This window comes from Klebsiella sp. 7-CIP_Kleb., from assembly GCF_050378655.1.
In the GTDB taxonomy this organism is placed as follows: Bacteria; Pseudomonadota; Gammaproteobacteria; order Enterobacterales; family Enterobacteriaceae; genus Klebsiella; species Klebsiella quasipneumoniae.
The window spans coordinates 633,197-658,714 of the sequence record NZ_JBNRLJ010000001.1 but is presented as its reverse complement, the minus strand read 5'-3'; the positions used below and the strand labels follow the sequence as shown (position 1 = coordinate 658,714).

The following is a 25,518-nucleotide window of genomic DNA, read 5'->3' as shown; positions in this document are numbered from 1 at the left end:
GTTTAACACGTAGCATAAAGTCATCAATGGAGCTATCCCGTTCCCGAACTTCCGCTCCTCGCTCAAATCAGACCTTCATCCCAGTCAGATTGCCCACGTCGTGCCAGAAGCGCAAGTAGGAACGCCAGAAGCCCTCAAATATTGATGCTTCGTTTCGCCGGGATGCTTACACTCAAACCAAAAAAAAGCCCCTGCGCGAAAGCAGGGGCAAGCCATGTCAGAGCTTATTTTTTATTAGTTAAATACCATCCCGCCGTCGATCAGCAATGACTGACCGGTCATGTAATCAGAATCCGGGCTGGCAAGATAGGAGACGCAGGCGGCGACATCTTCCGGCTCGGATAGCCGACCGAGGGTGATGCGTTTGGCGAACTCGGCGGTACCGTAGCCCAGCGGTTTACCGGCGGCTTCTGACACCTGGCGGTCAATTTCGGCCCACATCGGCGTTTTGACAATCCCCGGGCAGTAGCCGTTGACCGTGATGCCCAGCGGCGCGAGGTCGCGAGCGGCGGTCTGGGTTAAGCCGCGTACCGCGAATTTACTCGAGCTATATACCGCCAGCTCCGGGTTGCCGACGTGGCCGGCCTGAGAACAGGCGTTGATGATTTTCCCGCCGTGACCCTCTTTCTTAAAGGCCTCAACCGCCGCCTGGATGCCCCAGATCACCCCTTTGACGTTGATATTGTAGACTTTGTCGACAATCTCCGGGGTAATGGACTCGATCGGCGTGGACGGCGCCACGCCGGCGTTGTTGACGATGACGTCGAAGCCGCCCAGCGTTTTGCGCGCCTGTTCGACGGCGGCAAATACCTGGTCGCGGTCAGAAACATCCACTTTCACCGCCATGGCGCGGCCGCCGGCCTGGTTGATTTCCGAGGCGACCGCTTTGGCGGTGGCGTCGTTATAATCGGCAATGGCCACGGCAAATCCATCCTTCACCAGACGAAGGGCGATAGCTTTACCAATCCCCTGGCCGGCGCCGGTAACAAGTGCGACTTTTTTCATTTTCCTTTCCTTATTGTGATGACTTACAGAATCTGACTCAGATGCAGCTGGCCCATCAGCAGTGGGTTATCGCGATAATCCACCGGAATGGCCACCACCGCCGGGCCGTCGACATCCATCGCCGCGCGCAGGGTCGGCTCCAGCGCCTCGGCGCTTTCCACGGCAAACCCTTTGGCGCCGAAGGACTCGGCATAGGCTTTAAAATCCATCGGCCCGAACTCGACGCCGGACAGGCGCTGATATTTTTTCTCTTCCTGGATGGCCACCATGTTGTAGCCGTTATCGACCCAGATCAGGTGCAGCACGTTGGCTTTCAGGCGGACAGCGGTCTCCAGCTCCATGCTCGACTGCAGGAAGCCGCCGTCGCCGGAGACGGAGACCACTTTGCGCTCAGGATTGACCAGCCAGGCGCCGATGGCCCAGGGCAGGGCGACGCCCATGGTCTGCTGGCCGTTGGAGATCATCACCTGACGGGCGCGGAAGCTGTACAGGTAGCGGGCAATCCAGATATGGAAGCTGCCCATGTCCACGGTCAGCGTGACGTCGCTGTTGACGATATCCTGCATGGCGCGAACGATGCGCAGCGGATGCAGAGCAAACTGATTCAGCTGCGCGCCGCGGCGGTCCAGCAGTTCGCGCTGGTGCTGGCGGTCGCGGAGGATCTCCGCCGCCTGCGGGGAGAGCACCAGCCGGCGATCGATATTTTGCGCCAGCTTGTTGAGGGTGCCGGCGATATCGCCCACCAGCTCGACGTCCGGGGTGTAGTTGCGCTCTTCATAGGCGGGCAGGACGTCGATATGCACCAGCGTCGCGTTGCCGCTGTTCCACATCGCCGGTTCATATTCCACCGGGCTGTAGCCGATGCAGATCACCAGGTCGGCGAGCTGCAGCAGACGGTCCCCGGCCTGGTTGTTAAACAGCCCGACCCGGCCGGCGAAGCGAGAGAAGTTATCCTGATTCACCGCCCCGGCGGCCTGATAGGTGCTGGTGACCGGAATATGGCTGGCCTCCAGCAAACGGCGCAGCGCCGCGCTGTTCTCCGGCTGGCTGGCCATCAGGCCGAGCAGGAAGATCGGGTTTTTCGCCTGAGCGATAAGCTTCGCCACCTGGTCGATGGCGGCATCCGGCGCGGCGCCCATCTGCGGGGCCCCGCTGGCCGGCAGTACTTTGCCGCTGACCGGGCCATCGACCACATCCTGCGGCAGGCTGACGAAAGCGCTGCCCGGGCGGCCCTGCTCGGCGGCGCGGAAGGCGTTGGAGACCACTTCCGCCAGCGCGTCCGGCGCGGTCACCTCGACGGCGTATTTCGTCACCGGGCTGAACATCGCCACCGTATCCATACTCTGGTGGACCTGTTTGGCTTTATCGGCGCGTTTCACCGCGCCGCCCAGGGCCACCACCGGGTCGCCTTCGCTGTTGGCGGTGGCCATACCGGTGATCAGGTTGGAGCAGCCCGGGCCGGAGGTGACCAGCGCCACGCCGGCTTTACCGGTAATGCGCCCGACGGCGGCGGCCATAAACGCGGCGTTGGCTTCGTGGCGTACCGGAATAATGCGAATGGAGGAATCCAGCAGTGAGTCGAATACCTTGTCGATTTTGGCGCCAGGGATGCCGAACACCTGACGTACCCCCTGGGCTTCCAGCTGGCTGACGACGAGATCGGCGCCGTGCGCCCACTGGCGTACCGGATACTGTTTGTCCATGTGACCCCCTTAACTTTCTACGGAACGGATGGCGGCATCGAGATTATCGGGATGCAGATTGGCCTGCAGGAACGCGCTGTCGGCGGGCAGGTCGATCATCAGCTTGTGAATTTCGCCGAAGGTCAACACCCCGTGGTCGAGCTGGTAATCCAGCAGGTGACCGCCGCCTTTGCGGTCATCGGTAATAAAGTGCTCGTGATACCCGGCGACGTTGATCCCCTGCATATGCTGCGGGGTACGGAAGCCGACCAGTACCCCTTCGCGCTGGTTAAAGCGGAACACCGGCTGATCGTCGAGGACGTCGGTCATCGCCCGGTACGGCGGCGTCTGGCGAGGCACGGTGCGGGTATGGGCATGGCGGAAATGGCCATCGATGCGCAGGGCGCAGAACAGGTTGTCAGAGGGAATTTGCTGGTCGATCACCTCGTGCAGCTGCTGGCGGCTCACCGGGTGGTCGAAGGTTTTCCGGTACTGCGGCTGGAACCAGGTCATCACCGCGAACGGCGTTTTCTGCTCCGGCTGGGCTTTGCGCGCGCTGCCGTCGGCCCGCAGCTGATAGACCTGACTGCTAAAAGCGATCAGCTCCCCGTCCAGCTCATTAAAGGTGCCGAGACCGAAATCGCCGTGCTTCAGCAGGTCGGCGATAGTGGTGCTCCCTTCGTAAACCCCGCTCAGCAGGGCGCTCATGAGCGATGTCTGATAGAGCACGCTCTCGGGATGCTGTGCGGAAAACGCCCGCAGGGTTTCGCATAGACTCTCTTCGCAGGTGCATTCAGCAGAATGATTCATATACCACTTCCTCGTTCAACAAATATAAGAAAGGTTAAATAAATGTTGACCCGATTCAGCTCACAGTTCCAATATAGAAACCATGCTGGTTTGAGACGTTTTCGATATGGAACTTCGTTATCTTCGCTATTTTGTCGCCGTCGCCAGGACGCGGCACTTCACCCAGGCCGCCAAGGAACTGGGTATTTCACAGCCTCCGTTAAGTCAGCAAATTCAGCGGCTTGAGCGCGAGGTGGGGACCCCGCTGTTTCGGCGTTTGACCCGCGGTGTGGAGCTCACCGAGGCCGGTGAGTCGTTCTATGAGGATGCCCGTCAGATCCTCGCCATGAGCGATGCGGCGCTGGAGAAGGCCAAGGGCATTGCCCGCGGGATGAACGGCAGCCTGTCGCTAGGCATTACCAGTTCTGATGCTTTCCACCCGCAAATCTTCACGCTGCTGCACCGTTTTCAGCTCGACCACCCTGGGGTGACCCTGCACCAGATGGAAGACAATATGGCCAATCTGATGACCGCCCTGAGCGAGGCCGAGCTGGATATTGCCTTCGTCCGTCTGCCGTGCGAGAGCAGTAAGGCCTTTAATCTGCGGATTATCGATGAGGAGCCGATGGTTATCGCGCTGCCGCGCGATAACCCGCTGGCGACGCAGCCGACCCTGGCCCTGGAGCAGCTGCGCGACGTGGCGCCGATCCTCTTCCCGCGGGAAGTGGCTCCGGGGCTGTATGAGCTGGTGTACAACAGCTGCCTGCGCGCCGGCATCGATATGGAGCGCGCCTGGCAGTCGTCGCAAATTTCGTCGTCGCTGAGCATGGTCAATGCCGGGTTCGGCTTCGCGCTGGTCCCGCAGTCGATGACCTGCATCCAGCAGCCGAACGTCAGCTATCACCCGCTCAGCGGGGCGCCGCTGAAGACCGATATCGCCATCGCCTGGCGGCGCTTCGAGCGCTCGCGCACGGTGAAACGCTTTCTGGCGATGTTCTGAACTTCGCGACGCCTGCGGCTTACTGCGCCACCCAGCCGCCGTCCATGTTCCACGCCGCGCCGCGCACCTGGGCGGCGGCGTCGCTGCACAGGAACAGCGCCATTTCGCCCAGCTGCTGCGGGGTGACAAACTCCCCGGAAGGCTGTTTTTCCGCCAGCAGCTGGGCGCTGGCCTGCTCCGGGTCGACCCCCTCGGCGATGCGCTTATCGATCTGCTGCTGCACCAGCGGGGTCAGCACCCAGCCGGGGCAGATGGCGTTGCAGGTGATGCCGCTACGCGCGGTTTCCAGGGCCACGGTTTTGGTCAGACCGACCACCGCGTGCTTGGCGGCGACATAGGCCGATTTCTCTTTCGACGCCACCAGGCCATGCACTGAGGCAATGTTGATGATGCGCCCCCAGTTGCGCTGGCGCATGCCCGGCAGCGCCAGGCGGGTGGTGTGGAAGACGCTGGAGAGATTGATCGCGATGATGTCGTTCCATTTGTCCACCGGGAACTGCTCCACCGGGGCCACGTGCTGGATGCCGGCGTTATTGATCACGATATCGACGCCGCCGAAGGTGCTTTCGGCATAGCGCATCATCGCCTCGATCTGCCCGACGTCGCGGAGGTCGGCGTCGTGATAGCCGGGGATCTTGCCCAGCGCGGCGACTTCAGCCCGGGCGTAGCTGCTGTCGCCGAAGCCATTGAGCACCAGCTGGGCGCCTGCCTGCGCCAGCACTTTGGCGATCCCTAAGCCGATGCCGCTGGTGGAGCCGGTGACCAGCGCTGTTTTACCGTTTAAATTCATCATATTTCTCCTTCAGTCGGGTCTCAGACAATGCCGGTCACATAGAACGTGGCAATGACAAACAGTACCGCGAGGCTTTTGATCACCGTGATGGCGAAAATGCCGCCGTAGGCCTGGCGATGGCTCAGGCCGGTGATCGCCAGCAGGGTGATCACCGCCCCGTTATGCGGCAGGGTATCCATGCCGCCGCTGGCCATGGCGGCGACGCGGTGCAGGACCTCCAGCGGAATATTGGCGGCGTGGGCGGCGGCGACAAAGGTCTCGGACATCGCCGCCAGGGCAATGCTCATTCCCCCGGAGGCCGAGCCGGTGATCCCGGCCAGCACCGTGACGCTGATCGCCTCGTTTAACAGCGGATTGGGAATAGCCGCGAGGGCTTTCGACAGCACCAGGAAACCCGGCAGGGCGGCGATAACCGCGCCGAAGCCATACTCAGAGGCGGTGTTCATCGCCGCGAGAATAGCCCCGCCCACCGCCGTCCGGCTTCCTTCCGCCAGCCGGCCGCGAATATTGCGGTAGCCGCAGACCAGTACCAGCACAATGCCGGAGAGCAGCGCCGCCTGTACCGCCCAGATGGCGGTGATTTTCCCCACCTCGGTGACCACAGGCTTCGCCAGACCCGGGAGGGTGAGCTCATGGCTGGCGCCGTACCACTGCGGGATCCAGTGGGTAAACAGCAGATTCAGCACCCCCACCAGCAGCAGCGGGGCGATAGCGATCAGCGGATGCGGCAGGTTGATGTCATCCGGGGTCTCCGGCTCATTTTGCAGGTCGGTCCCATAGCCTTCGCCGCTGGCCTGCGCTTTGCGGCGCTGGCGCTCCAGCCACAGCAAACCGAAGAGGATAATGAACAGCGAGCCGATAAGCCCCAGCCACGGGGCCGCCCAGGCGTTGGTGCCGAAGAAGCTGGTGGGAATAATATTCTGGATCTGCGGCGTGCCGGGCAGGGCGTCCATGGTAAACGAGAAGGCCCCGAGGGCGACGGTGGCTGGGATCAGCCGTTTGGGGATCCCGCTCTGGCGAAACAGCTCGGCGGCGAAAGGGTAGACGGCAAAGGCCACCACAAACAGCGATACCCCGCCGTAGGTCAGCAGGGCGCACACCAGCACGATCACCGGGATCGCATGGCGGCGTCCAAGGATGCGGATGGCGGCGGCGACAATCGACCGCGAGAATCCCGACAGCTCAATCAGCTTGCCGAATACCGCGCCCAGCAGAAACACCGGGAAATAGAGCTTCACAAAGCCGACCATTTTTTCCATAAACAGGCCGGTAAAGGCCGGGCCGACCGCGCCCGGGTCGGTGAGTAGCACCGCGCCGAGGGCGGCGATCGGCGCAAAGAGGATCACGCTGTATCCACGGTAGGCTGCCAGCATCAGTAATGCCAGCGCGGCCAGGGCTATTATCACACTCATCACGACGTCTCACTCTCATTGTTATTGTAGGGGTACAGAACGAGATACTAGGGTTTCAGGGCGAAGCGCAGCTGGTGTTCCCGGCGCGACTGGATGCGCTGGCGCCGGGCCTCGTCCCAGCGGTAAAAGCCTTGCCCGCTGCGGGCGCCGGTGTCGCCTCGCGCCACTTTCTCTGCCACCAGCGACATCATCTCGGTGCCGCTGGCCAGCTCCGGCAGCAGGTGCTGGCAGATATCCTGGACCGTCGCCAGGCCGGTCATGTCCGCTGCCTCCAGCGGGCCGACCATCGCATAGCGGCGGCCCAGCGAGGCGCGCATCACCTGGTCCACCACCTCCGGGGACGCGATGCCGCTGTGGACGATATGCAGCGCTTCGCGCAGCAGGGCGAACTGCAGCCGGTTGCCGACAAAGCCCGGCGCGGCGCGGTTGAGCACCACCGCTTCCAGCGCGCAGGCGGCGCAAAAGTCGCTCACCTGGCGCGCCAGATGGGGCAGGGTGGCGCTCCCGGGCACCACTTCCACCAGCGGGATCAGGTGTGGCGGATGCCAGAAATGGGCGATCAGTAGCCGTTCCGGGAGGCGCATGCCCTGCGCCAGCTGATCCGGCGGCAGGCCGCTGGTGTTGCTGGCGATAATCGCCTCGTCGGCGATCAGCGTTTCCAGTTCGGCATACAGGGCGTGCTTCAGCCCCAGCCGTTCGGGGATCGCTTCAATCAGCAGCGTGGCGTCCGCCAGCGCTTGCAGCGCCGGGGTAGGGGTTAAACGGCTCAGCACGGCGTCGCGGTCGGCGGGATCCTGCTGACCGCTCGCCTCCAGCTCGCGCAGGATCGCCCCGGCTACTGTGGGTACCTCGGCGAGACGTTGCGGATCGGTGTCATACAGGCGGACGGCGTGACCGTGACGGGCGAAATGGCAGGCAGTGCCGACGCCCATCAGTCCGGCGCCGAGTACCGCCAGGCGTGGTGTAAACATAGTGGCTCCTGTTAACGTTGAAGGGTCATGGCGATGCCCTGTCCGCCGCCGACGCACAGGGTGGCCAGCCCTTTGCTGGCGCCCCGGCGCTGCATCTCATGCACCAGACTGACGAGGATCCGGCAGCCGGAGGCGCCGATGGGATGGCCCAGGGCGATGGCGCCGCCGTTAACGTTGACCTTCTCGCTGTCCCATTCGAGCAGCTGGCCGACGGCCAGCGCCTGGACGGCAAAGGCCTCGTTGGCTTCGATCAGATCCACCTCGTCCAGCGCCCAGCCGGCGCGCTGCAGCGCCTGGCGGCAGGCGCTCACCGGGCCGATGCCCATCACCGACGGGTCGACCCCGGCGACCGCCGCGCTGACAATGCGCGCCAGCACCGGCAGCCCAAGCTCGTGCGCTTTATCGACGCTCATCAGCAGGACCGCCGCAGCGCCGTCGTTCAGCGATGAGGCATTCCCGGCGGTGACGCTGCCGTCAGCCGGGCGAAACGCCGGGCGCAGCTTGGCCAGCTGCTGCTCGCTGGTCTCCGGGCGCGGTTGCTCATCGTCGGTCACGACACGCGGAGGTTTTTTGCCCTGCGGGACGCTGACCGGGACGATCTCCTCGCGAAAGCGTCCGGCGGCGATAGCGGCCGCCGCTTTGCGCTGGGAGCTGGCGGCGAAGGCGTCCTGGCGCTCGCGGCTGATGTCGAAGGCGTCGGCAAGGTTCTCGGCGGTAATGCCCATGTGGTAGTCGTTAAAAGCGTCCCATAGGCCGTCCTGGATCATGCTGTCCTGCAGGCTGGCATGGCCGAAACGCAGGCCGTCGCGGGCGCCATTCATCAGATAGGGAGCATTGCTCATGCTCTCCTGGCCGCCGGCGATAACGATCTCGGCGTCGCCGCAGCGGATCGCCTGCACCGCCTGCTGAACCGCTTTCAGCCCTGAGCCGCACACCAGATTGACGGTGACCGCTGGAGTGTCCACCGGCAGGCCGGCCCGCAGCGCGGTCTGGCGCGCCGGGTTCTGCCCGCAGCCGGCGGTGAGCACCTGGCCGAAAATCAGTTCATCGACAGCTGCGGCGGGCAGCTGGCAGCGTTCAAGCAGGCTGCGCACCACTGCCGCGCCGAGGTCGACGGCGGAAAGCGGGGCGAAGGCGCCGCGAAAGCTGCCGACCGGGGTGCGTACGGCAGCAACTATGGCAATATCGGTCATGGTCTCTCCTTAGCTGAAGCGCATTTCGCGCACGTCGTCGGCGACGATCAGCCGTCCCGCCGTTTTACGCATCACTTCGTCGGGGCTGACCCCCGGGGCCACTTCGCGCAGGACAAACGCCCCGTCGACAATGTCCAGCAGGGCCAGGTCGGTGAGCACCCGGCGAATGCAGCCCACGCCGGTGAGCGGCAGGGTGCACTGCGGCAGCAGTTTGGATTCACCGTTCTTTGAGGCGTGGGTCATCACCACGATGATGTTCTGCGCGCCGGCCACCAGGTCCATGGCGCCGCCCATCCCCTTGACCATTTTTCCGGGGATCATCCACGAGGCGATATTCCCTGCGACGTCGACCTCAAAGGCGCCAAGAACCGTAAGATCGACGTGGCCGCCGCGGATCATGGCGAACGACTGGGCCGAATCGAAGATCGCCGCCCCGGTTTGCGCGGTGACGGTCTGTTTGCCGGCGTTGATCATGTCGGCGTCGAGGGTTTCCTCATCGGGAAACTCGCCCATCCCCAGCAGGCCGTTCTCCGACTGGAGCATCACTTCAATGCCGGCGGGAATGTAATTGGCTACCAGCGTCGGGATACCGATCCCAAGGTTGACGTAGTCGCCGTCGCGCAGCTCCTGGGCGACGCGCATCGCCATTTGTTCGCGGGTTAACATCTCAGTGCCCTCCGGCGCGCAGGGTGCGCTGTTCAATACGTTTTTCGAATTGCCCGACGATCAGCCGGTCGACATAGATCCCCGGGGTGTGAATGGCGGAGGGCGGCAGTTCGCCCGGCGGCACAATCTCTTCCACCTCCACCACCGTAATGCGCCCGGCGGTGGCCATCAGCGGGTTGAAATTCTGTGCGGTATGGCGATAAACCACATTGCCGTACCAGTCAGCCTTCCAGCCCTTCACGAGGGCGAAATCGCCGCGAATAGCTTGTTCAAGAATGTAATTTTTACCGTCGAACTGGCGCACCTCTTTGCCTTCGGCGACCGGCGTGCCATAGCCGGTGGCGGTGTAAAAGCCGGGGATCCCGGCGCCGCCGGCGCGGATTTTTTCCGCCAGCGTTCCCTGCGGGGTGAGCTCTACCGCCAGCTCGCCGCTCAGCACCAGCTGTTCAAACAGCGCGTTTTCCCCGACGTAAGAGGCCACTACCTTGCTGACCTGGCGCGACTCCAACAGCATGCCGAGACCGAAGCCATCGACGCCGCAGTTGTTGGAAACCACCGTCAGCCCCTTCACCTGGCGACGCTTCACCTCGGCGATCAAATTCTCGGGTATACCGCACAGGCCGAAGCCGCCGGCGAGCAGCGTCATGCCGTCCGTTAACCCTTCCAGCGCCGCTTCGTAGCTGGCGACGCGTTTATCCAGTCCTGCCATCTAGTCTCTCCTGCCTTGCAATACCCTTATCATTGGCGCGGGCGACTGATTTGATAATTTTGAATTTGTGACTCACTCATTTGGAAATTTAATTAATTTCCTGTTAACTAATTTCTTTCAATTAGTTAACAGGATGAAAAATGAGAATGAGTGTCAAACAGTTACGCGCGTTTTTAGCGGTAGCTCACACTCTCAATTTCGCCCACGCCAGCGAAAGGCTGAATCTGTCGCAGCCAGCGCTCAGCCTGACCATCAAAGGGTTGGAGGAGGCGCTGGGGGGCGCGCTGCTGCAGCGCAGCACCCGCAAAGTGACCCTCACCCAGGAGGGGGAACTCTTTCTGCCGATGGCCCGTCAACTGCTGGCCGACTGGGATAACGTTGAGGAGGCGATGCGCCAGAGCTTTACCCTGCAGCGCGGCAAAATCTCGGTCGCCGCGATGCCGTCGTTCGCCGCCAACGTTCTGCCGGAGGCGCTGAAAGCCTTCCGCGACCGCTATGCCGGGGTGAACGTCACGGTGCATGATGTGATCAATGAGCAGGTAATCGAGATGGTGCGTGAGGGGCGGGTAGAGATGGGCATCGCTTTCGAGCCATCGCCCAACCACAACCTGCTGTTTACCCCGCTGGCGGTGGACCGCTTCGTGGCGATCGTTCCCCGGCAATCGCCGCTGGCGAAGAAAAAAAAGCTCACCTGGCAGGAGCTGTTAACTCTCGACTTTATCACCCTCCAGCGTCCCTCGGCGGTGCGCCTGATGCTGGAGGAGGCGCTGGCGCGCAGCGGGCGTCAGCTGGACGTGGCGCTGGAGAGCCACCAACTGGTGACGGTGGGGAGGATGGTAGCCAGCGGTCTGGGAGGCAGCGCGGTGCCGGCGCTATGCAAAACGCAGATGACCTCGCTGGGGGCAGTGTGCATTCCGCTCAGCGATCCGCCGATTGAAAAGTGCGTTGGGGCGATCCATGCCGGACATCTGCCGCTGTCGAAGGCGGCGCAGGCGCTGCTGGATACGTTGAAAGGGTATTTACCCACCTGAGGGGGCGGGGGGGCAAAAAAACCGGCCCGCAGGCCGGTTTGATAATCAGATTTTGCAGGCGTCGCCGCAATCGTCATCGGCAACGATCGCCTGGGCTTTTTTGTCCGCTTCTTCCAGACGCTCCGCGTTGCGCTCTTCCGCTTCATCCAGGCCGCTGAAGACCAGGTTGTCGAGATCAATTTCCATAAGTTACCTATCGTTGCTGGTTTTGAATCAGCGTCAAGTATAGGGCATAACCGCCTGCGGAGGTAACCGCTCTTCGCGCCGAACGCACAGAGCGTTAAGTCCGCCGGCAGCAGATAAAACCCACCATAAATAACCGTTGACAGGATGGCGTTAGCTTTAAATATCTCCACCAGAATAATTTCCTGCCTAAATATTAAATGAAAGGACAACGAAGGTGTAATTAAGCATTGACGAATGGCTTTTATGTTAATATGGCCGCGATTATGGATGAATCTATGGATCTTAATCAATGGAACATACTGTTACAGGCGCCATCAAAGAATGGCGTAAACATAATAAAGTGATCGGTCAGGTCAAAATAAGCTATAAAAAATTCTTACGAAAATGCAGAGAGCTCTCGCTCGCAGGAGGTAAATACAGAGAATATCAAGGACTTTGCGCCAAATATCAGTGCGCACGATTGACCGCCGTGACCCAGGGACTGGTGCCTTTCGAGGATAAACCCTTTAAGGCCTATCTTAATAAACGGATGTCAAAACGGCGCAAGCTGGATATTGCCCACGGTTCGCTGAATTTTATCGAGAAAACGTTTCAGCCCGATGTGCTGCCGCAGCTCTATAACGTGGCGGATTTTGGCCGGACGATGTTTGCTATTCCTCTGAAAAATGGCGAAAAGCTTGACGTTAAGCTGCTGGCATCGCCGTTTCAGGAGGAGGGTGAGCTGATGCTGCAGCTGTTTCTCGGCGACCGGCGCGTTTATAGCGTCTGTTTTTCCTGTACCGACGATGGCCGCGCTTATATCGGCGGAATACAGGGCGGGAAAGATATCACCAATGATGAGGTGAAGGTGCTGACCAAAGAGCTGCATGGCGCGCGGCCGAAAAATATCATCATGAGCGTGCTGTATGGTTTCCTGCGTTATTTCGGCATCACTACGGTCTACGCGATTGATTCCGATTACCACGTGAAAAGCGATCTGGTGAAAGCCAGTTATTCATCGCTGTGGCTGGAAATGGGCGGAGAGAAACAGGCTCGCGGCTGGTATAAACTGCCGGCGCAGGAGATCAAAAAAAGTCTTGAAGAGGTAAAAAGTAAACACCGCAGCCAGTTTATTAAGCGCGAAGGTGTCAAAGAGCTGATTCAGCTCGAAATGGCGAACGCTCTGCGGCAAATAACCTTGAATCCGCAGATGAATTAACGCCTTTCCCACGTCAGGCAGGCAGCAGGGGGCTGTTGTCCGCCTGACGATATCCTTTCTTTACTGGCCGCTCTCGCCGATCGGCGGCGACACCGAGTTGGTGAGCAGCGGGGCGCTGCGCCACCACACTATCAGCGCGACCAGCGCGATAACGCTCAGCACGCCGAAGGCGGTAGCAAAAGAGTAGCGCCCGGCGATAGCGCCGGTTAACGCCGGACTCATCGCCGCCCCGGCGCCCTGCATTAGCATCACCACGCTTTGTCCGGCGTTAACGTGCCCGCTGCCGCGCAGCAGCGAGACGATAAAGCTGGGCACCGCCACCCCCAAAATCCCTGCCGCCAGACCATCAAGAATTTGCACCGGGACCATCATCGCCGGGGCGTCGCTGGCGGCCGCCAGCGCCGCGCGGATGGGCATGATCAGCAGCGCCAGCAGAATGCATCGCCAGTAACCATATTTGTCGATGCTGCCGGCGACCCGGATGGCCACCGGGATCATTACCACCTGCGAAATAATCACCGTGGCGGCGGCAAACAGCCCCGGATTGAGGTGTCCCGGCGCGGCGGCGATCCGCATGCTGAGCATCGGCAACAGCGCGGCGTTGGCGAGATGGAACAGCATCAGGGTCACGCCGGCGATCAGCAGCGGCGTATGGCGGAACAGGATGGCAAACCCAGGCACAGCGGGCGTGACGGCCGACTCGAGGCCGCGGGCGGCGTCATCGTCAATATCGCTGCTGCGGATTGCCAGCAGGGCGATCAGGGTAAACAGGGTGGTACAGGCCATCAGGATGAAAATGCCGCCGATGCCCCAGTACCAGGCGATGGCCCCGGCAATCAGCGCAGTGAAGAAATTCCCCGCATGGTTGAAGGCTTCGTTTTTTCCCATCTGAGCGCTAAAGCCGCGCTGTCGGGTCAGCCCAAGGGTGATCCCGGCGATTAACGGTCCGACAAAGGCCGCGCAGATCCCGCTGGCAACCTGTGAAAGGGCCACCACGCTGGTCTTCTGACTGAACCAGAGCAGGAGGGTGGTCAGGGTGATCGCCAGGCAGACCCCGGCCAACAGCACGCGCTTATGCCGCGAGGTGTCGGTGATGAAGCCGGCGGGCAGGGTCGCCAGCAGGCCGGCCACGCCGCCGACGGTCATCAACAGGCCGATGTCCTCCGCCTGCCAGTGACGCTGGGTGAGAAAGATCCCCAGAAACGGGCCGAGGCCGTCGCGAACGTCGGCGATAAAGAAGCTGGTCAAACATAAAGCCCGCAGTGAACGAAGCGACATTTTCTTCCTTTAGCATGAACGATCCGCGGATCAGCGGCGGACCAGGGCGGTCATGGCGTGCGCCACGAATAATAGCCGGGATCGGACCCGGCAGAGAGCCTCATTCTTTATCGCACCGTTCGATGAAACCAAAATGTCACCCAGTCGTCGGGTAACGTGGCAATGCAACATACCTGCTCGTCGCGGCTTCCGCCAGAGGCCTACGAAAGTTCTGTATCAGGGCAACCGCGCCGCTCTCAGCGTTCGTCTGCCTTAACGATCTGCAGCGCGGCGGGATTCGCCACGCTGCCGCTGGCGGTGACGAACCCGGGATGGACGGCCTCGCCGCTGGCGCTGTCCACCAGCGCAATATGCGGCGTGCTGTGCAGCACCTGCTGGTGGCCCCATTCCATCAGGGCGAACAGCACCAGCGCCAGGCTACGGCTTTTTTCGGTGAGAACATATTCATAGCGCTCGCGAGCCCCCGCTTCCCGATAGGGGACTTTGCGAAGCAAGCCCATTTCGGTCATGGTTTTCAACCGGATGGTGAGCGTCTGGCGGGTAATATGGGTATGCGCCTGCATCGTTTCAAAGCGCGTCACGCCGTAAAACGCCTCGCGGAGGATCAGCAGCACCCAGCGGTCGCCCAGTATTTTGGCTCCTTCCGCCAGGCCGCACAGCTCAGGATCGAGGTAGGGCAATGATTTATTTTTTGACATCGTGAGATTGGCCTTCTACTCTGAGTTTGAAATTTAGACTTAGATGCTAAGGAGCATAGCGTGCCATTTGTTAACGTGCAAACCATTAAAGGGATCATGACCGCGGAACAGAAAAGTGAGCTGCTGCGGCGGATGACCGATCTGCTGGTGGAGATTGAGGGGCAGGGCGATCCGCAGTTCCGCCAGTCGGTGTGGATCCGCATTGATGAACATGACCCGGAGCAGTGGAGCCTGGGGGGCGTCCAGCCGACGGCCGCGATGATTGCGGCTAAATTCGCCGCGGCGCGGCGCGACTGATTTCCTGAAAAAAGCGGGCTGCGAAGCCCGGCCCGGCGATCTGGCGCAGAAGAGGGCCAGGTCGCCGGGTAATATTGCTATTCGCTATGGTGCAAAAGCGTATTTTGCGGCTAAGGTAACGGTCAGGGAACCCAACAAACAGGGCGCGATGCCAGACGACCCGCCTGGCGCCACTCTCAAACTGGTGAAAACAACGGATGTCTAGCGAACAGATGCTGCCGCTGGCGGCGCAGAACAACAATATCATCCGCCTGGCCGTCGCTCAGGCGCTGGCCGGCGCCAACTCGGTGGTGTTCTACGCCACTGGCGCTATCGTCGGCAATACCATCGCCCCCAGCCCGTCGCTGGCCACGCTGCCGATCACCCTGTTTGTGCTGGGGATGGCGGCCTCGATTCTGCCTTTCGGCGCGCTGGCGCGTAAGCGGGGCCGCAAAGCCGCGTTTATGGCCGGTACCGGCGCCGGGGTGGTTACCGGTCTGGCGGCCGCTCTGGCGGTGGTGCTGGGCTCTTTTCTGCTGTTTTGTTTCGCCGCGATGCTTGGCGGCGCCTATGCCGCGGTGGCGCTCAGTTTTCGCTTTGCCGCCACCGACGGCGTCGCTCCGGAACGTCGCGCCCGCGCGCTGTCGCTGGTGATGGGCGGCGGCGTGGCCGCCGGGATCATTGGCCCGATGCTGGTCACCGGCACCATGCACCTCTGGCCGACTCATACCTTCGCCTTCACCTTCCTCGCTCAGGCGCTGGTGGCGGCGCTCGCCGCCATTCTGCTGGCAGGCGTGACGCCAGCAGAGCCCGCGGCGGCCAGCGTTCGCGGAGGGCGGCCGCTGCGCGAGATTGTCCGCCAGCCGGGCTTTGCCACCACGGTGTTCAGCGGCGCGGTGGCCTATATGGTGATGAATTTTCTGATGACCGCCGCGCCGCTCTCCATGCATATGCACGGCCTTTCCCAGCAGGCCGCCAACCTCGGGATCCAGTGGCATGTGATGGCGATGTACGGTCCGGGATTTGTCACCGGCCGGCTGATCCAGCGCTTCGGCGCAGCGCGCATGGCGGCGGCGGGATTGCTGATCACCGGCGCCTCGGTGGCGGTCGGTCTCAGCGGCGTCGGGGTGTATCATTACTGGCTGTCGCTGATTTTGCTCGGCATCGGCTGGAACTTTGGCTTCACCGGCGCCTCGGCGAAAATTATCGATTTCCACCGCCCGGAAGAGAAGACCCAGGTTCAGTCGCTCAACGATTTTCTGGTCTTCGGCGTGATGATCGTGGGTTCGTTTTCGTCCGGCGTTCTGCTCAACGCCTTCGGCTGGAACGCGGTGCTGTGGGGCTCCCTGGCGCCGGTGGGGCTGGCGCTGTTCACCCTGCTGCTGCGCCCGTTATCGCCGCCCCGCGCTTAGCGCCTGGCCTGCCGCTGCGCGGGCCCTCGTTTTGTGCTTTTTAGCTATGCATTGCTGAAATTCATCTTAACCTGCGCGCGAATAAACGTCACACACGCTACATGCTGTAGTAATCTCTACATCATGACAATGCATCTCTTGATCCTTAACCTGACGACGTCTCAAGCCACGCTGCGCATGCGTGTCTGGCGAACCCTGAAGCAGAGCGGTGCGGCGGTCCTGCGCGACGGGGTCTATCTGCTGCCCGACGTGCGCCAGGGCTATGACATTTTCCTCAGCACCTGCCAGGTGATCCGCGCGGAGGGCGGGGCCGGGTATGTGTTTACGATTGAGTCGGCGGAAGAGGAGGCGCTCAGGCCGCTATTCGATCGTCGCGAACAGTATGATGCGCTGTTGCAGGATCTGCTGGCGCTGCAGGGGGCGTTATCCGCCGACGGACTGGCGGCTCAGCTCAAACAGCTGCGTAAAATTCAGCGTGACTACCAGCGGATCGCGGCTATCGATTTTTTCCCGGGGGCCGCCCGGGAGCAGGCCGCTGAGCGACTGGCCACCCTCGAGCAGGCGATTAATCAGCGGCTATCGCCGGACGAGCCGCAGGCGGTTGCGGGCGAACTGAGCCTTCTGGATAGAGAGGCCTTTCGCGGCCGTTTGTGGGCCACCCGCCGACGCCCGTGGGTCGATCGTCTGGCCAGCGCCTGGCTAATTCAGCGCTTTATCGACCCTGATGCGCGGTTCCTGTGGCTGGCCGCGCCTGAGGACTGCCCGGCGACGGCGGTTGGTTTTGATTATGACGGGGCGCCGTTCAGCCACGTTGGCACGCGGGTGACCTTCGAAGTTCTGGTCCGGCGCTTTGCTCTGGAGGCCGCTATCCCCGACGCTCTGGGCCGGCTGATCCACTTCCTGGACGTCGGTGGGGTATCCACCCCGGAGGCGGCGGGGGTGGAAAGCATTCTTGCAGGGCTGCGGGAAACCATTACGGACGATGACCAACTGCTGGCGGCAGCCTGCTCGCTGTTCGACGGCTTACTGAAGTCCTGTGAAATGAGGTCTGGTAATCATGAGCAAAACGGTGGTTCTTCCGCAGACTGACAGCCCTTCCGTCGTCGCTTCCGTATCCTTCTGGCAGGCATTTCGCTTCTGGCTGAAGCTCGGCTTCATCAGCTTCGGCGGACCTGCCGGGCAGATCGCCATGATGCACCAGGAGCTGGTGGATAACCGACGCTGGATCTCGGAAGGGCGATTCCTGCACGCGCTCAACTTTTGTATGGTCCTGCCGGGCCCGGAGGCCCAGCAGCTGGCGACCTATATCGGCTGGCTGATGCATAAAACCTGGGGAGGCATCATCGCCGGGGTGCTGTTTATTTTGCCCTCGCTGGTGTTGCTCATCGCGCTGGCGTGGATCTACCTCGTCTGGGGAGATGTCGCGGTGGTGGCGGGGATTTTTTATGGCATCAAACCCGCCGTGGCGGCGATCGTGCTGCAGGCGGCGCACCGCATCGGCTCGCGGGCGCTGAAAAATGGCGCCTACTGGGCCATTGCCGCCGCAGCCTTTGTCGCTATTTTTGCGCTGAACGTACCTTTTCCGCTGATCGTCCTGACCGCGGCGATCGTCGGGTTTATCGGCGGACGGGTGGCGCCGGCGACCTTCGGCAAAGCCGACGCCCATCGCGCGCAGAGTCAGCCTGGCGGGGCCGCCATTATTGATGACGCGACGCCGATCCCAGCCCACGCCCTGTTCAGCTGGCGGCGCACTGCCCGGGTGCTGATCGCCGGGATACTGCTGTGGCTGGTGCCGATGGCCACCCTGGCGCTAATGCTGGGCTGGGCGCACCCGCTGACCCAGATGAGCTGGTTCTTTACCAAAGCCGCGTTGATGACTTTCGGCGGGGCGTATGCCGTCTTGCCTTACGTTTACCAGGGGGCGGTGACCCACTATGGCTGGCTGACCGCAGGGCAGATGATGGACGGCCTCGCCCTGGGGGAATCCACCCCCGGACCGTTGATCATGGTGGTGACCTTTGTCGGGTTTGTCGGCGGCTACACCAAAGCGGTGTTGGGCGTTGATGATGTGCTGCTGGGGGGCATCGCGGCGGCGTGCCTGGTGACATGGTTTACCTTTTTACCCTCGTTTATCTTTATTCTCGCCGGCGGGCCGTTTATTGAAACCACGCATAATAAAGTGGGATTTACCGCGCCGTTGACCGCCATTACCGCCGCGGTGGTGGGCGTTATCCTGAATCTGGCGCTGTTTTTTATCTGGCATAGTGTCTGGGGACCATCCGGTTTCGACCCATGGTCTGCGGCCATTGCTATCGCCGCCACCGGGCTGCTGTTTCGCTATAAGTGGAAGCTGACCTGGGTACTGGCCGCCGCCGCCGCGGTGGGGCTTATCGTCCATATGGCGGGACTGTCCGGCGCAGGGTGAGGTCGGCTTCGGGGTGAGAGACACGTGGCTAGATACGGTAGCGGGGTAAAGGCCAGTGCCTCAGCAGGCACTGGCCGGATGGGTGGCAATATCTTCATTTTTTAAAGTTGTTGCATACTTCCCGCGGAATAACCTCGTTACCAAAACCGCGCGGCGTAATTAAAATGCTTCATCTCATGTTCATCGACATAGGAACTGGTTCCATCATTTTTTGAATCCTTGCCAGATATCGTATTCCCCGAGATATATTGTGGCACCCCATCAACTGTCCCCGTGTAAATTCCGGCATGATCTCCTGGCTTTTGACCGTTGGCCTGGACGGGATAATCAACCCTTAAAACAATATCGCCAACGGCAATGTCGGAAATAGATATTATTTTTCCGAGCGCTAATGACTCCTGATAGAATTTCGCTACGCTGGCGGTTTTAGGCAGGCCGGGAATATCAGCCTGACAGCTACACCAGTAGACGAAAGCCATACACCATGGCGAGCCGGAGGGGCTACCCACGTAGTCGAGATAGGTATTTACCATCGGGCCAGAGTTGCTGTTAAGTGGTTCCTCTTTAACATTAAGCTGACTTCTTGCTGCGTCTATTAAGTCGTAACCATTAGGCATAGTTTTGTCCTCGTCATTTTGGGTTGGGTAATAGTGAACATATACAAAGCTGCTAGGCGCTTTTCTTCATCCAGTCGTACATGATGAGTACGTGGTCTGCATAGATTTGTGCGCGTTCCCCCTTGCCGTTATAGAGGCGGATAGTCTCGCGTAAATCTCCGTCGGCGGAATGGTGCTTTAACGTTAATTCATTCAACACCCGCGTCAGGCAACTTGGGAAATCTCGCCATTGCTTGTTCAGGAAAAAACTGGGATCTGTCAAGATGTGTTGCAAGTCGTACTGGAATATTCCATAACCTTTATAGACCCAGTCCTTCGGCTCCATCTTTCTGAGGGTTCGGGTACGGTTGGCCTCGTCGATAAACTCTGTGGTTATCTGATCTCCATACTTGTCACGAAAGTCGGCGGTAGTGGATGGAAATGCGATTCGGCTGGTGCCTGGGGCATCACCGCTGGCATCAAAAACACAGCGGGCAAGAATTTCGTTGGCACTCATCTGATTTATCCAGTTGAGCCATATCGGGGCGGTTTCCTTGGCGGCGATGGCGCAAATCAGCAAAGCATCAAAAGGGGTGCCCGCAACGGCTTTCTCTATCCCGGAACCAAAGTTTTGCATTAACCAGTCACGGCACTGGAGGGCCTGTTCACGACTGAGAGGCGGTTTTGAAGCCGTTGAGCGTATCAACGAGGAGACGTCCGGAGGTGACCACTGAGCCGGTGCTATCCCGGCTTTCGGCTCAGGAAACGCCGCAAGTGTCTTCCCGAATAACGCATCATGGGTCAACCTGCCCACGACGCCATCGACAATTAAATCGTGTACGCTACGCTGGAAGGCTTCCACTGAAAGCCGAGTGGCATTGCCAAAAATACCGTCTGAAGTTCCACAAGGGGGTTGCACTCCGAGAGTGGTCAGCGCCTTTTGTACAGCACGTACATCTTCACCCCGCATCAGCGGAAAACAATAAAACAGGTCACGTGGTTCGCTCATGGTATCTACCTCATACACAGGTGGAGGGAAGACCTGGGCCACCGATGGCAGCGGCATTGACGGTCTGATGGAGACGTATTGCTATCTCGCCTGTGGCTGGCGGTTGCCCGTTCAGTCCGCCCAGGGCGCGTATTCGAGCATCACGGGCGGCCTGACAGCGATCGGCCTGCGGCAGGTCGGTACGCTGAGCCAGGCTGAGGAAGGCATTACTGGCGGTAAGCGCGCGGGATGGATTCGGCGGTAACAGGTCCAGTTTTGCCACGGCTTCACGTGTCATTGCCACTGCCTCAGCGGGTTGCTTAAAGGGGGCTGAGCAGGTCAAAGCAAGGGCCTGATTCTCCAACAGATGTGTCTCATCTTCACTGCCCCTGGCGGCGGCAGAAGACGCAAGCGCATAATCGTGCACCGCATTGTCGATATTGGCCCGTGCTGATGGGGTTGGCATGGGGCAGTGAGCCCCCGGCTGAGACTCATTCATCGCGAGTTTGAGATAGGCATGGCCCCGAATAGCGTAGAACTGCCGACAGACTTCACGACTTTGAGAGGGATCGTTGCAGGAAGCCACTGGCGTTTCCGCAATGATCGCTTCGTACTGCCGGGTGCTTTGCAACTGTTTCATGTGGGCCAGTTGCATGGTGGCGCAGGCAGTCAGCAGGCATAGCAAGCTGGCCAGTCTGAGAAAACGTTGCATGCGCTTCATAACTTGAGATCCGCAATCGCCTGGACAAAGTCGACGTTCTCACGGCGGGCAGCATCGACAAGCATGATCAGCAGGTCGAAAGCAGCCCTGCTGTCTGCAGGATTGGCTTCCACCCTTGAAACACCAGAGACCTGATTAATAAGCTGATTGATGTCCGAAGCACTCAAATTGTTCAAGGCTGTGCTGGCTGCCCCCAATGCTTGAGACGCGGGTGATGTCAGGCTTGCGCGCACTTTGCTGGCGATCTCTTCCGTAATGTCACCCTTGCCATAGAGAGCGAGGAGAGATTGCTGCAGTGCGGTAACGATAGATGTGGCTTCCTCGATGTCATGGACGATGTCAGCAGCGACGTGTCCGTTGGGCCCATAGGCCTCATTGAGCACAGACACAGGATCGTCAGCTGCCAGCACATTTGCCAGGACGCTGTCGACCTCTGCCGCTGGCCGTGAGGCAAAAAAGGGGGTGGCTGCAGGTGCGTTCTCCAGGGCGGCACGGGTCAGGGGGAGTGTAAGCGTCCCGCTTTCAACCAGCCCTTGGGCCAGCGGGGCTGCCAGTACGCGAGCGCGCCAGCGCTTGAACTGATCGGAACCCAGTTTAGCGCCGACACCCAGCAGCATCACGATCCCGGCGATGGGGCCTAATGCCGGCATGGCCGGTGCCACTAAGGGTGCCGCTTTGCTTAAAAGGACACTCAATGGTGAAGTGGCGCCGGTCAGGATATTGACGACTTGATTGAGTTCGTCAAGTTGATCGGAGGTGACATCTTTCTTACTGAGATTACGCAAGGCATTAATAATGCTCTCTGCGCGGGTAATAGTATTGTTCAGGTCTCCGGGTAGAACATCTCCCAGTCCGGTAGGCAATGAGTTAGTCTGTGGGAGCATTGCCAGTAATGCCTTCGCTAAGGCCAACTGCCGTTGCGTTTTGTCGAGCAAAGAATCGACATCCGCCGTACTTTGTATTTTTTCGGCAAGCTGCATTTTCTCGTTGGCATTATTCTGCGCTTTCTCCGCTTGCCTGGTTTGCTCTTGCGCCGCTTGCTGTGCACTGGCGACGCTGTTGTTCGTATTAGTCGTCGAAGCTGCCGCCCGGGTGCCAAAGTAATACCCAAAAACACCGGTAATAATGCCATTGAGATACCCGGCAATCTCCGGGCTGGTACCCAATTGAGAGCTGAACAGCAACAGAGGCAGGCCCACAACGGCCACGATCAGCGCTAAAACGGCCCGAACGGTGCCTTCAGGCAGCCCCATGGGCAGGTCTTTGAGTTGCGCTACCTTATCGATATTTTCCCCGGCGCAACCCACCAGTCTAAAATAGCGAGAAGAGAGCCACCAAAGAAAAGACACCATTCCTGTGCCGACTAAGAAAACGATGATGGCAATAAAGGCCTTGAGCCCACTGCCTGTCTCTTTCGAGGGCCAGGAAATGGGGGGTAAATCGAGATATGTAAAAAGCTTGGCAACGGCAAATATAGATAGACCCACCATCGCAATTTGCAGTGGAAGTTTACAAATCCGTGCCCAGTTTATTTCTGATTGGTTAGCCATAGTCACCTCATCGATGTGGGGCCGTTATTGGCAGGACGTCATAATGAGGCATCCTGAATTACCATAAAAAATGATTTTGATTTTCAATGCTACAGGCTTTAGTTATCATTTTCCTCCGTGAGTACAAATCAAATTAACTGATGATCGATAGACTAATACTTATTGTCGCGAGACCAATATGAGGAAAAAAGAACCGCAATAGCTACTGGTTTCAGTTTTCTCTAACCGCTAGATATAAACACTATTAATGACGGCAAGTTTTATGTCTTGCAAAAGACAGAATGTATTTGGATGCGTCATGGCTGCGTGGTAATTTAAAAATTGCCCATGCTTCTTTGTTATTTATTAATCATGATGAAAGAGGATGCCTCCCACCAGTAAAATGGCGGAAGAGTAATGCATATAGAATAACGACTGCGCTGCGTGTGATTTTCTTCATCATATTCACCAGTAATTTTTAGTGAGTCCGATAAAATAGTGGTCAGAACAAGCATATCTATCCGCGAAATTAACCCACGAGAATAAATTCATCGTCGCTTTTTTGATGAGTATAACGGAGGAAACAGAGACACCACTCATTCATATGAATGAGTGACGTAAAAAAACTCGCCGTGCGGGCAGGGGGAAGAGAGACGGGCCCGCTCCGCGTTAGCCCGCACGCGGAGCGGGGGCGATCAGGTCGCGGGGCTTTCGCGGGTGGCCCGCGCCAGCGGGTTGCTGTCCAGCTCCAGCTGGTCGCGCAGCGCCCAGCCGCGCAGCTTGCCGGGGTTAAGCAATCCTGCCGGGTCGAGAGATTGTTTAACCGCCACCACGTCAGGGCGGATAACCCCCTGTTTGCCGTCCTCAACCTGCAGTACGTGTGGATTGTTAATTTTGACGTCGTTATCGCGAAATATCTGCATGATCGCGTTGAGACGTTCGGGCGTGGTATAGCGCACCAGCTGCAGACCGCTGGCGGTAAGGTTGCCTTCGATATCGCGCAGAAATTCAATATGGGACATTACCTCCCCGGCGAAATGCTGCTCCATCTGTAAAATTTGCTGCGGATAGCGCAGCGGATCAAACGCCGTCTGTAGATAGGTCAGCGTATTGTCCACCTTGAGCGCATGCAGGGTGGTGTGGTTCCAGCAGTATTCCATTAACGAGGCGTTTTGCGTCCGGGCCTCGTCGCTGGCCTGACGGATGGCGTTGTTCCCGCGATGGCGCGGTAACAGGCTGGCGCAGAGTCCTTCGCTCTCCACGGCGATCAGGCTGATAACCGCATGCTGGCCGGCGCGGTAACGATCGTTCAGGTGGCTAAAATAATCGGCGATCGGCGTGGCCAGCAGCGCCACCTGGCGCTTCACCAGTCCCGGGGAGCGGACGCAGGCGTTGGCATAGTTCAGCGCATCGGCGAAATCGTCAAACACGTCCAGGCGTTCTATCCACTGGTGCGCGGGAGCCAGCGCCAGCTCAACCTCGAGAATGATGCCGTTGGTGCCGTAGGCGTGATGCAGCAGCAGCGCTTCGGGAGCCGGGACGGTCAGTACGCGAGGGACCGGCTCGACGGTCATCACTTTGACGCTGAGCACATTGCCGGGCGCCGCCAGCGGCCCATAGTTGATGGAGCCGATGCCGCCGAACCCGCCGCCGTAGAGGCCGCCCAGGCTCGCCAGGCGATAGGTCGACGGCATACAGCGCAGCTCCCAGCCCGTCGGGCGGGCGGCGGTTTCGATGTCCGCCAGGCGAATGCCGGCCTGGGCTCTCACCGTGCCGTTGCCGAGGGCGACGATCTGGTTGAGCCCGGTCATATCCACCAGCATCCCGCCTTCGAGGGGGACCAGTTGGCCGTAGTTGCCGGTGGCGCTTCCGCGCAGGGTCAGCGGCAGCTGGTGCTGCGCGCAGGAGGAGACCAGTTGCCGCAGCTCCTCTTCATCGCGCGGGCGAACCACCGCGTCCGCCTGTTTTCCCGCCAGCTGCTCGGTGAGCACCGGACTGAACCAGTGAAAATCGCGGGAAAGCCGTTTGAGTTTCGCCGGCTGCAGGGTCCACTCCAGCGCTGGGAGTGCCTGCTGGATCGCCGCTATCGCTTGTTGACGCTGTTCATCAGTCATCATTCTTTTTCCTGTTCGTCAGCAGAACATTAATGAGATTGCACGGATTCGCTTTCATGCCAGGCGCTGAGCGCCCGACGCGAGACCCAGGACATCACGCCGAACAGCGCAATCCCGGCGAGAGAGATCAGCAGCAGCGCGGCAAACATCAGCGGGATATCCAGCTGATAGCCGGCCTGCAGGATCTGATAGGCCAGCCCGGTATTGGTCCCGCCAGTGCCGGCGACAAACTCCGCTACCACCGCGCCAATCAGCGACAGCCCGCTGGAAATACGCAGCGCGCCGAAGAAATAGGGCAGCGCCGAGGGGATACGCAGTCGCACCAGCGTTTGCCAGCGGCTGGCGTGATTGAGGCGGAAATAGCTCAGCAGGCCGGGAGAGACGCTGCGCAGTCCCTGGGTGGTATTGGAGATGATGGGGAAGACCGCCATCAGGGTGGCGCACACCACCAGCGAGAGGGTGGCGTCCTTCACCCAGATGATGATCAGCGGGGCGATGGCGACGATCGGCGTCACCTGCAAAAACACGATGTAGGGAAACAGGGCGGTTTCCACAAACCGGTTCTGCACTAGGATAAACGCCACGGCGGCGCCGATGACAATCGACAGCAGAAACGAGATCAGGGTGATCTTAAGGGTAAACAGCAGCGCCAGCAGCAGCGGCGTGAGATGCGTCCACAGGCTGTCCAGCATCACCAGCGGCGACGGCACCAGAAAGGCCGGGATGCGGAAATAGCTTACCGCGCCCTGCCACAGGAGCACCACCGCCACCGCGACGAGGGTCGGATAGAGAATTTTGAGAAAACGCGGATGCTGGATCCACGGCGTTGCGGTTGTGGTTTTCATA

General features: G+C 60.1%; 25 protein-coding genes. 7 read left to right on the top strand and 18 right to left on the bottom strand.

The window, feature by feature from the left end:
- Positions 1-234: 234 nt before the first annotated feature.
- Genes ACQUTI_RS03275 through budA form a run of 3 tightly spaced genes read right to left on the bottom strand, consistent with a single transcriptional unit; the run spans position 235 to position 3,497 of the window.
- A complete protein-coding gene (locus ACQUTI_RS03275; RefSeq protein ID WP_004151179.1) occupies positions 235-1,005 on the bottom strand; it encodes a (S)-acetoin forming diacetyl reductase in 771 nt (256 codons plus the stop codon).
- A 23-nt stretch (positions 1,006-1,028) separates the two neighbouring features.
- A complete protein-coding gene (gene alsS / locus ACQUTI_RS03270; protein ID WP_004202990.1) occupies positions 1,029-2,708 on the bottom strand; it encodes an acetolactate synthase AlsS in 1,680 nt (559 codons plus the stop codon).
- A 9-nt stretch (positions 2,709-2,717) separates the two neighbouring features.
- Positions 2,718-3,497 carry an acetolactate decarboxylase gene (gene budA / locus ACQUTI_RS03265; RefSeq protein ID WP_002908205.1) on the bottom strand — a complete coding sequence of 260 codons (780 nt, stop codon included), beginning with the start codon at positions 3,495-3,497 and terminating at the stop codon, positions 2,718-2,720.
- Positions 3,498-3,603: 106 nt separating this feature from the next.
- Between budA and ACQUTI_RS03260 the strand changes: the two genes are divergently transcribed.
- On the top strand, positions 3,604-4,476 hold the full coding sequence (locus tag ACQUTI_RS03260) for a LysR family transcriptional regulator (RefSeq protein WP_004145376.1): 873 nt from the start codon (positions 3,604-3,606) through the stop codon (positions 4,474-4,476).
- A gap of 19 nt (positions 4,477-4,495) precedes the next feature.
- On the opposite strand, the gene ACQUTI_RS03255 is transcribed toward ACQUTI_RS03260, so the two are convergent.
- From ACQUTI_RS03255 to ACQUTI_RS03230, 6 genes are read right to left on the bottom strand one after another with little or no spacing between them, the layout of a single operon-like run.
- Entirely contained in the window at positions 4,496-5,266 is a 771-nt protein-coding gene (locus ACQUTI_RS03255; protein WP_122542784.1) for a 3-hydroxybutyrate dehydrogenase, read from the bottom strand.
- A gap of 23 nt (positions 5,267-5,289) precedes the next feature.
- Positions 5,290-6,684, bottom strand: coding sequence for a GntP family permease (locus tag ACQUTI_RS03250; protein WP_196531944.1), 1,395 nt, complete (start codon positions 6,682-6,684; stop codon positions 5,290-5,292).
- Positions 6,685-6,728: 44 nt separating this feature from the next.
- Entirely contained in the window at positions 6,729-7,652 is a 924-nt protein-coding gene (locus tag ACQUTI_RS03245) for a 3-hydroxyacyl-CoA dehydrogenase family protein (RefSeq protein ID WP_122542782.1), read from the bottom strand.
- 11 nt (positions 7,653-7,663) lie between these two features.
- A complete protein-coding gene (locus tag ACQUTI_RS03240; protein ID WP_122542780.1) occupies positions 7,664-8,845 on the bottom strand; it encodes an acetyl-CoA C-acetyltransferase in 1,182 nt (393 codons plus the stop codon).
- 9 nt (positions 8,846-8,854) lie between these two features.
- The gene (locus ACQUTI_RS03235) at positions 8,855-9,511 is read right to left on the bottom strand and encodes a CoA transferase subunit B (protein WP_049003325.1); all 657 of its coding nucleotides are present in this window, start codon (positions 9,509-9,511) and stop codon (positions 8,855-8,857) included.
- Position 9,512: 1 nt separating this feature from the next.
- Complete coding sequence (locus tag ACQUTI_RS03230; RefSeq protein ID WP_004202983.1) at positions 9,513-10,220, bottom strand: CoA transferase subunit A; 708 nt, start codon at positions 10,218-10,220, stop codon at positions 9,513-9,515.
- A 140-nt stretch (positions 10,221-10,360) separates the two neighbouring features.
- Between ACQUTI_RS03230 and ACQUTI_RS03225 the strand changes: the two genes are divergently transcribed.
- On the top strand, positions 10,361-11,251 hold the full coding sequence (locus ACQUTI_RS03225) for a LysR family transcriptional regulator (RefSeq protein ID WP_017899570.1): 891 nt from the start codon (positions 10,361-10,363) through the stop codon (positions 11,249-11,251).
- Between the two features lie 45 nt (positions 11,252-11,296).
- Here the strand turns inward: ACQUTI_RS03225 and ACQUTI_RS03220 are convergent, their stop codons facing one another.
- Positions 11,297-11,437, bottom strand: coding sequence for a hypothetical protein (locus ACQUTI_RS03220; RefSeq protein ID WP_002908189.1), 141 nt, complete (start codon positions 11,435-11,437; stop codon positions 11,297-11,299).
- Positions 11,438-11,726: 289 nt separating this feature from the next.
- On the opposite strand from ACQUTI_RS03220, the gene ACQUTI_RS03215 reads away from it, so the two are divergent.
- Entirely contained in the window at positions 11,727-12,635 is a 909-nt protein-coding gene (locus ACQUTI_RS03215) for a DUF535 family protein (protein ID WP_004202981.1), read from the top strand.
- 60 nt (positions 12,636-12,695) lie between these two features.
- Here ACQUTI_RS03215 and ACQUTI_RS03210 read toward each other — a convergent pair whose 3' ends face one another.
- Complete coding sequence (locus ACQUTI_RS03210) at positions 12,696-13,913, bottom strand: MFS transporter (protein WP_004202979.1); 1,218 nt, start codon at positions 13,911-13,913, stop codon at positions 12,696-12,698.
- A 236-nt stretch (positions 13,914-14,149) separates the two neighbouring features.
- Positions 14,150-14,611, bottom strand: a complete 462-nt coding sequence (locus ACQUTI_RS03205; protein WP_048324517.1) for a winged helix-turn-helix transcriptional regulator — start codon at positions 14,609-14,611, stop codon at positions 14,150-14,152.
- Positions 14,612-14,671: 60 nt separating this feature from the next.
- Between ACQUTI_RS03205 and ACQUTI_RS03200 the strand changes: the two genes are divergently transcribed.
- The 4 genes from ACQUTI_RS03200 to chrA all read left to right on the top strand — a co-directional run bounded on the left by ACQUTI_RS03200 (position 14,672) and on the right by chrA (position 18,724).
- Positions 14,672-14,908, top strand: a complete 237-nt coding sequence (locus tag ACQUTI_RS03200) for a tautomerase family protein (protein ID WP_004202976.1) — start codon at positions 14,672-14,674, stop codon at positions 14,906-14,908.
- Positions 14,909-15,105: 197 nt separating this feature from the next.
- On the top strand, positions 15,106-16,299 hold the full coding sequence (locus ACQUTI_RS03195; protein WP_004202975.1) for an MFS transporter: 1,194 nt from the start codon (positions 15,106-15,108) through the stop codon (positions 16,297-16,299).
- A 129-nt stretch (positions 16,300-16,428) separates the two neighbouring features.
- Complete coding sequence (locus tag ACQUTI_RS03190) at positions 16,429-17,388, top strand: chromate resistance protein ChrB domain-containing protein (RefSeq protein WP_122542778.1); 960 nt, start codon at positions 16,429-16,431, stop codon at positions 17,386-17,388.
- Positions 17,357-18,724 (top strand): chromate efflux transporter, encoded by a 1,368-nt coding sequence (gene chrA / locus ACQUTI_RS03185; protein ID WP_065877524.1) that lies wholly within the window; start codon positions 17,357-17,359, stop codon positions 18,722-18,724. Before ACQUTI_RS03190 ends, chrA begins: the two co-directional genes overlap by 32 nt.
- Positions 18,725-18,861: 137 nt before the next feature.
- On the opposite strand, the gene ACQUTI_RS03180 is transcribed toward chrA, so the two are convergent.
- The 6 genes from ACQUTI_RS03180 to ACQUTI_RS03155 all read right to left on the bottom strand — a co-directional run bounded on the left by ACQUTI_RS03180 (position 18,862) and on the right by ACQUTI_RS03155 (position 25,517).
- A complete protein-coding gene (locus ACQUTI_RS03180) occupies positions 18,862-19,341 on the bottom strand; it encodes a hypothetical protein (protein WP_064189797.1) in 480 nt (159 codons plus the stop codon).
- A 52-nt stretch (positions 19,342-19,393) separates the two neighbouring features.
- A complete protein-coding gene (locus ACQUTI_RS03175; protein WP_060655959.1) occupies positions 19,394-20,329 on the bottom strand; it encodes a peptidoglycan-binding domain-containing protein in 936 nt (311 codons plus the stop codon).
- Between the two features lie 10 nt (positions 20,330-20,339).
- Positions 20,340-21,029: a hypothetical protein gene (locus ACQUTI_RS03170; RefSeq protein WP_108450364.1), complete on the bottom strand. Its 690-nt coding sequence runs from the start codon at positions 21,027-21,029 to the stop codon at positions 20,340-20,342.
- Positions 21,026-22,579, bottom strand: a complete 1,554-nt coding sequence (locus tag ACQUTI_RS03165) for a hypothetical protein (RefSeq protein ID WP_108450365.1) — start codon at positions 22,577-22,579, stop codon at positions 21,026-21,028. Before ACQUTI_RS03165 ends, ACQUTI_RS03170 begins: the two co-directional genes overlap by 4 nt.
- A gap of 674 nt (positions 22,580-23,253) precedes the next feature.
- Positions 23,254-24,675, bottom strand: coding sequence for an FAD-binding oxidoreductase (locus ACQUTI_RS03160; protein WP_167878459.1), 1,422 nt, complete (start codon positions 24,673-24,675; stop codon positions 23,254-23,256).
- A gap of 26 nt (positions 24,676-24,701) precedes the next feature.
- Entirely contained in the window at positions 24,702-25,517 is an 816-nt protein-coding gene (locus ACQUTI_RS03155) for an ABC transporter permease (RefSeq protein WP_032456197.1), read from the bottom strand.
- Position 25,518: the final 1 nt, after the last annotated feature.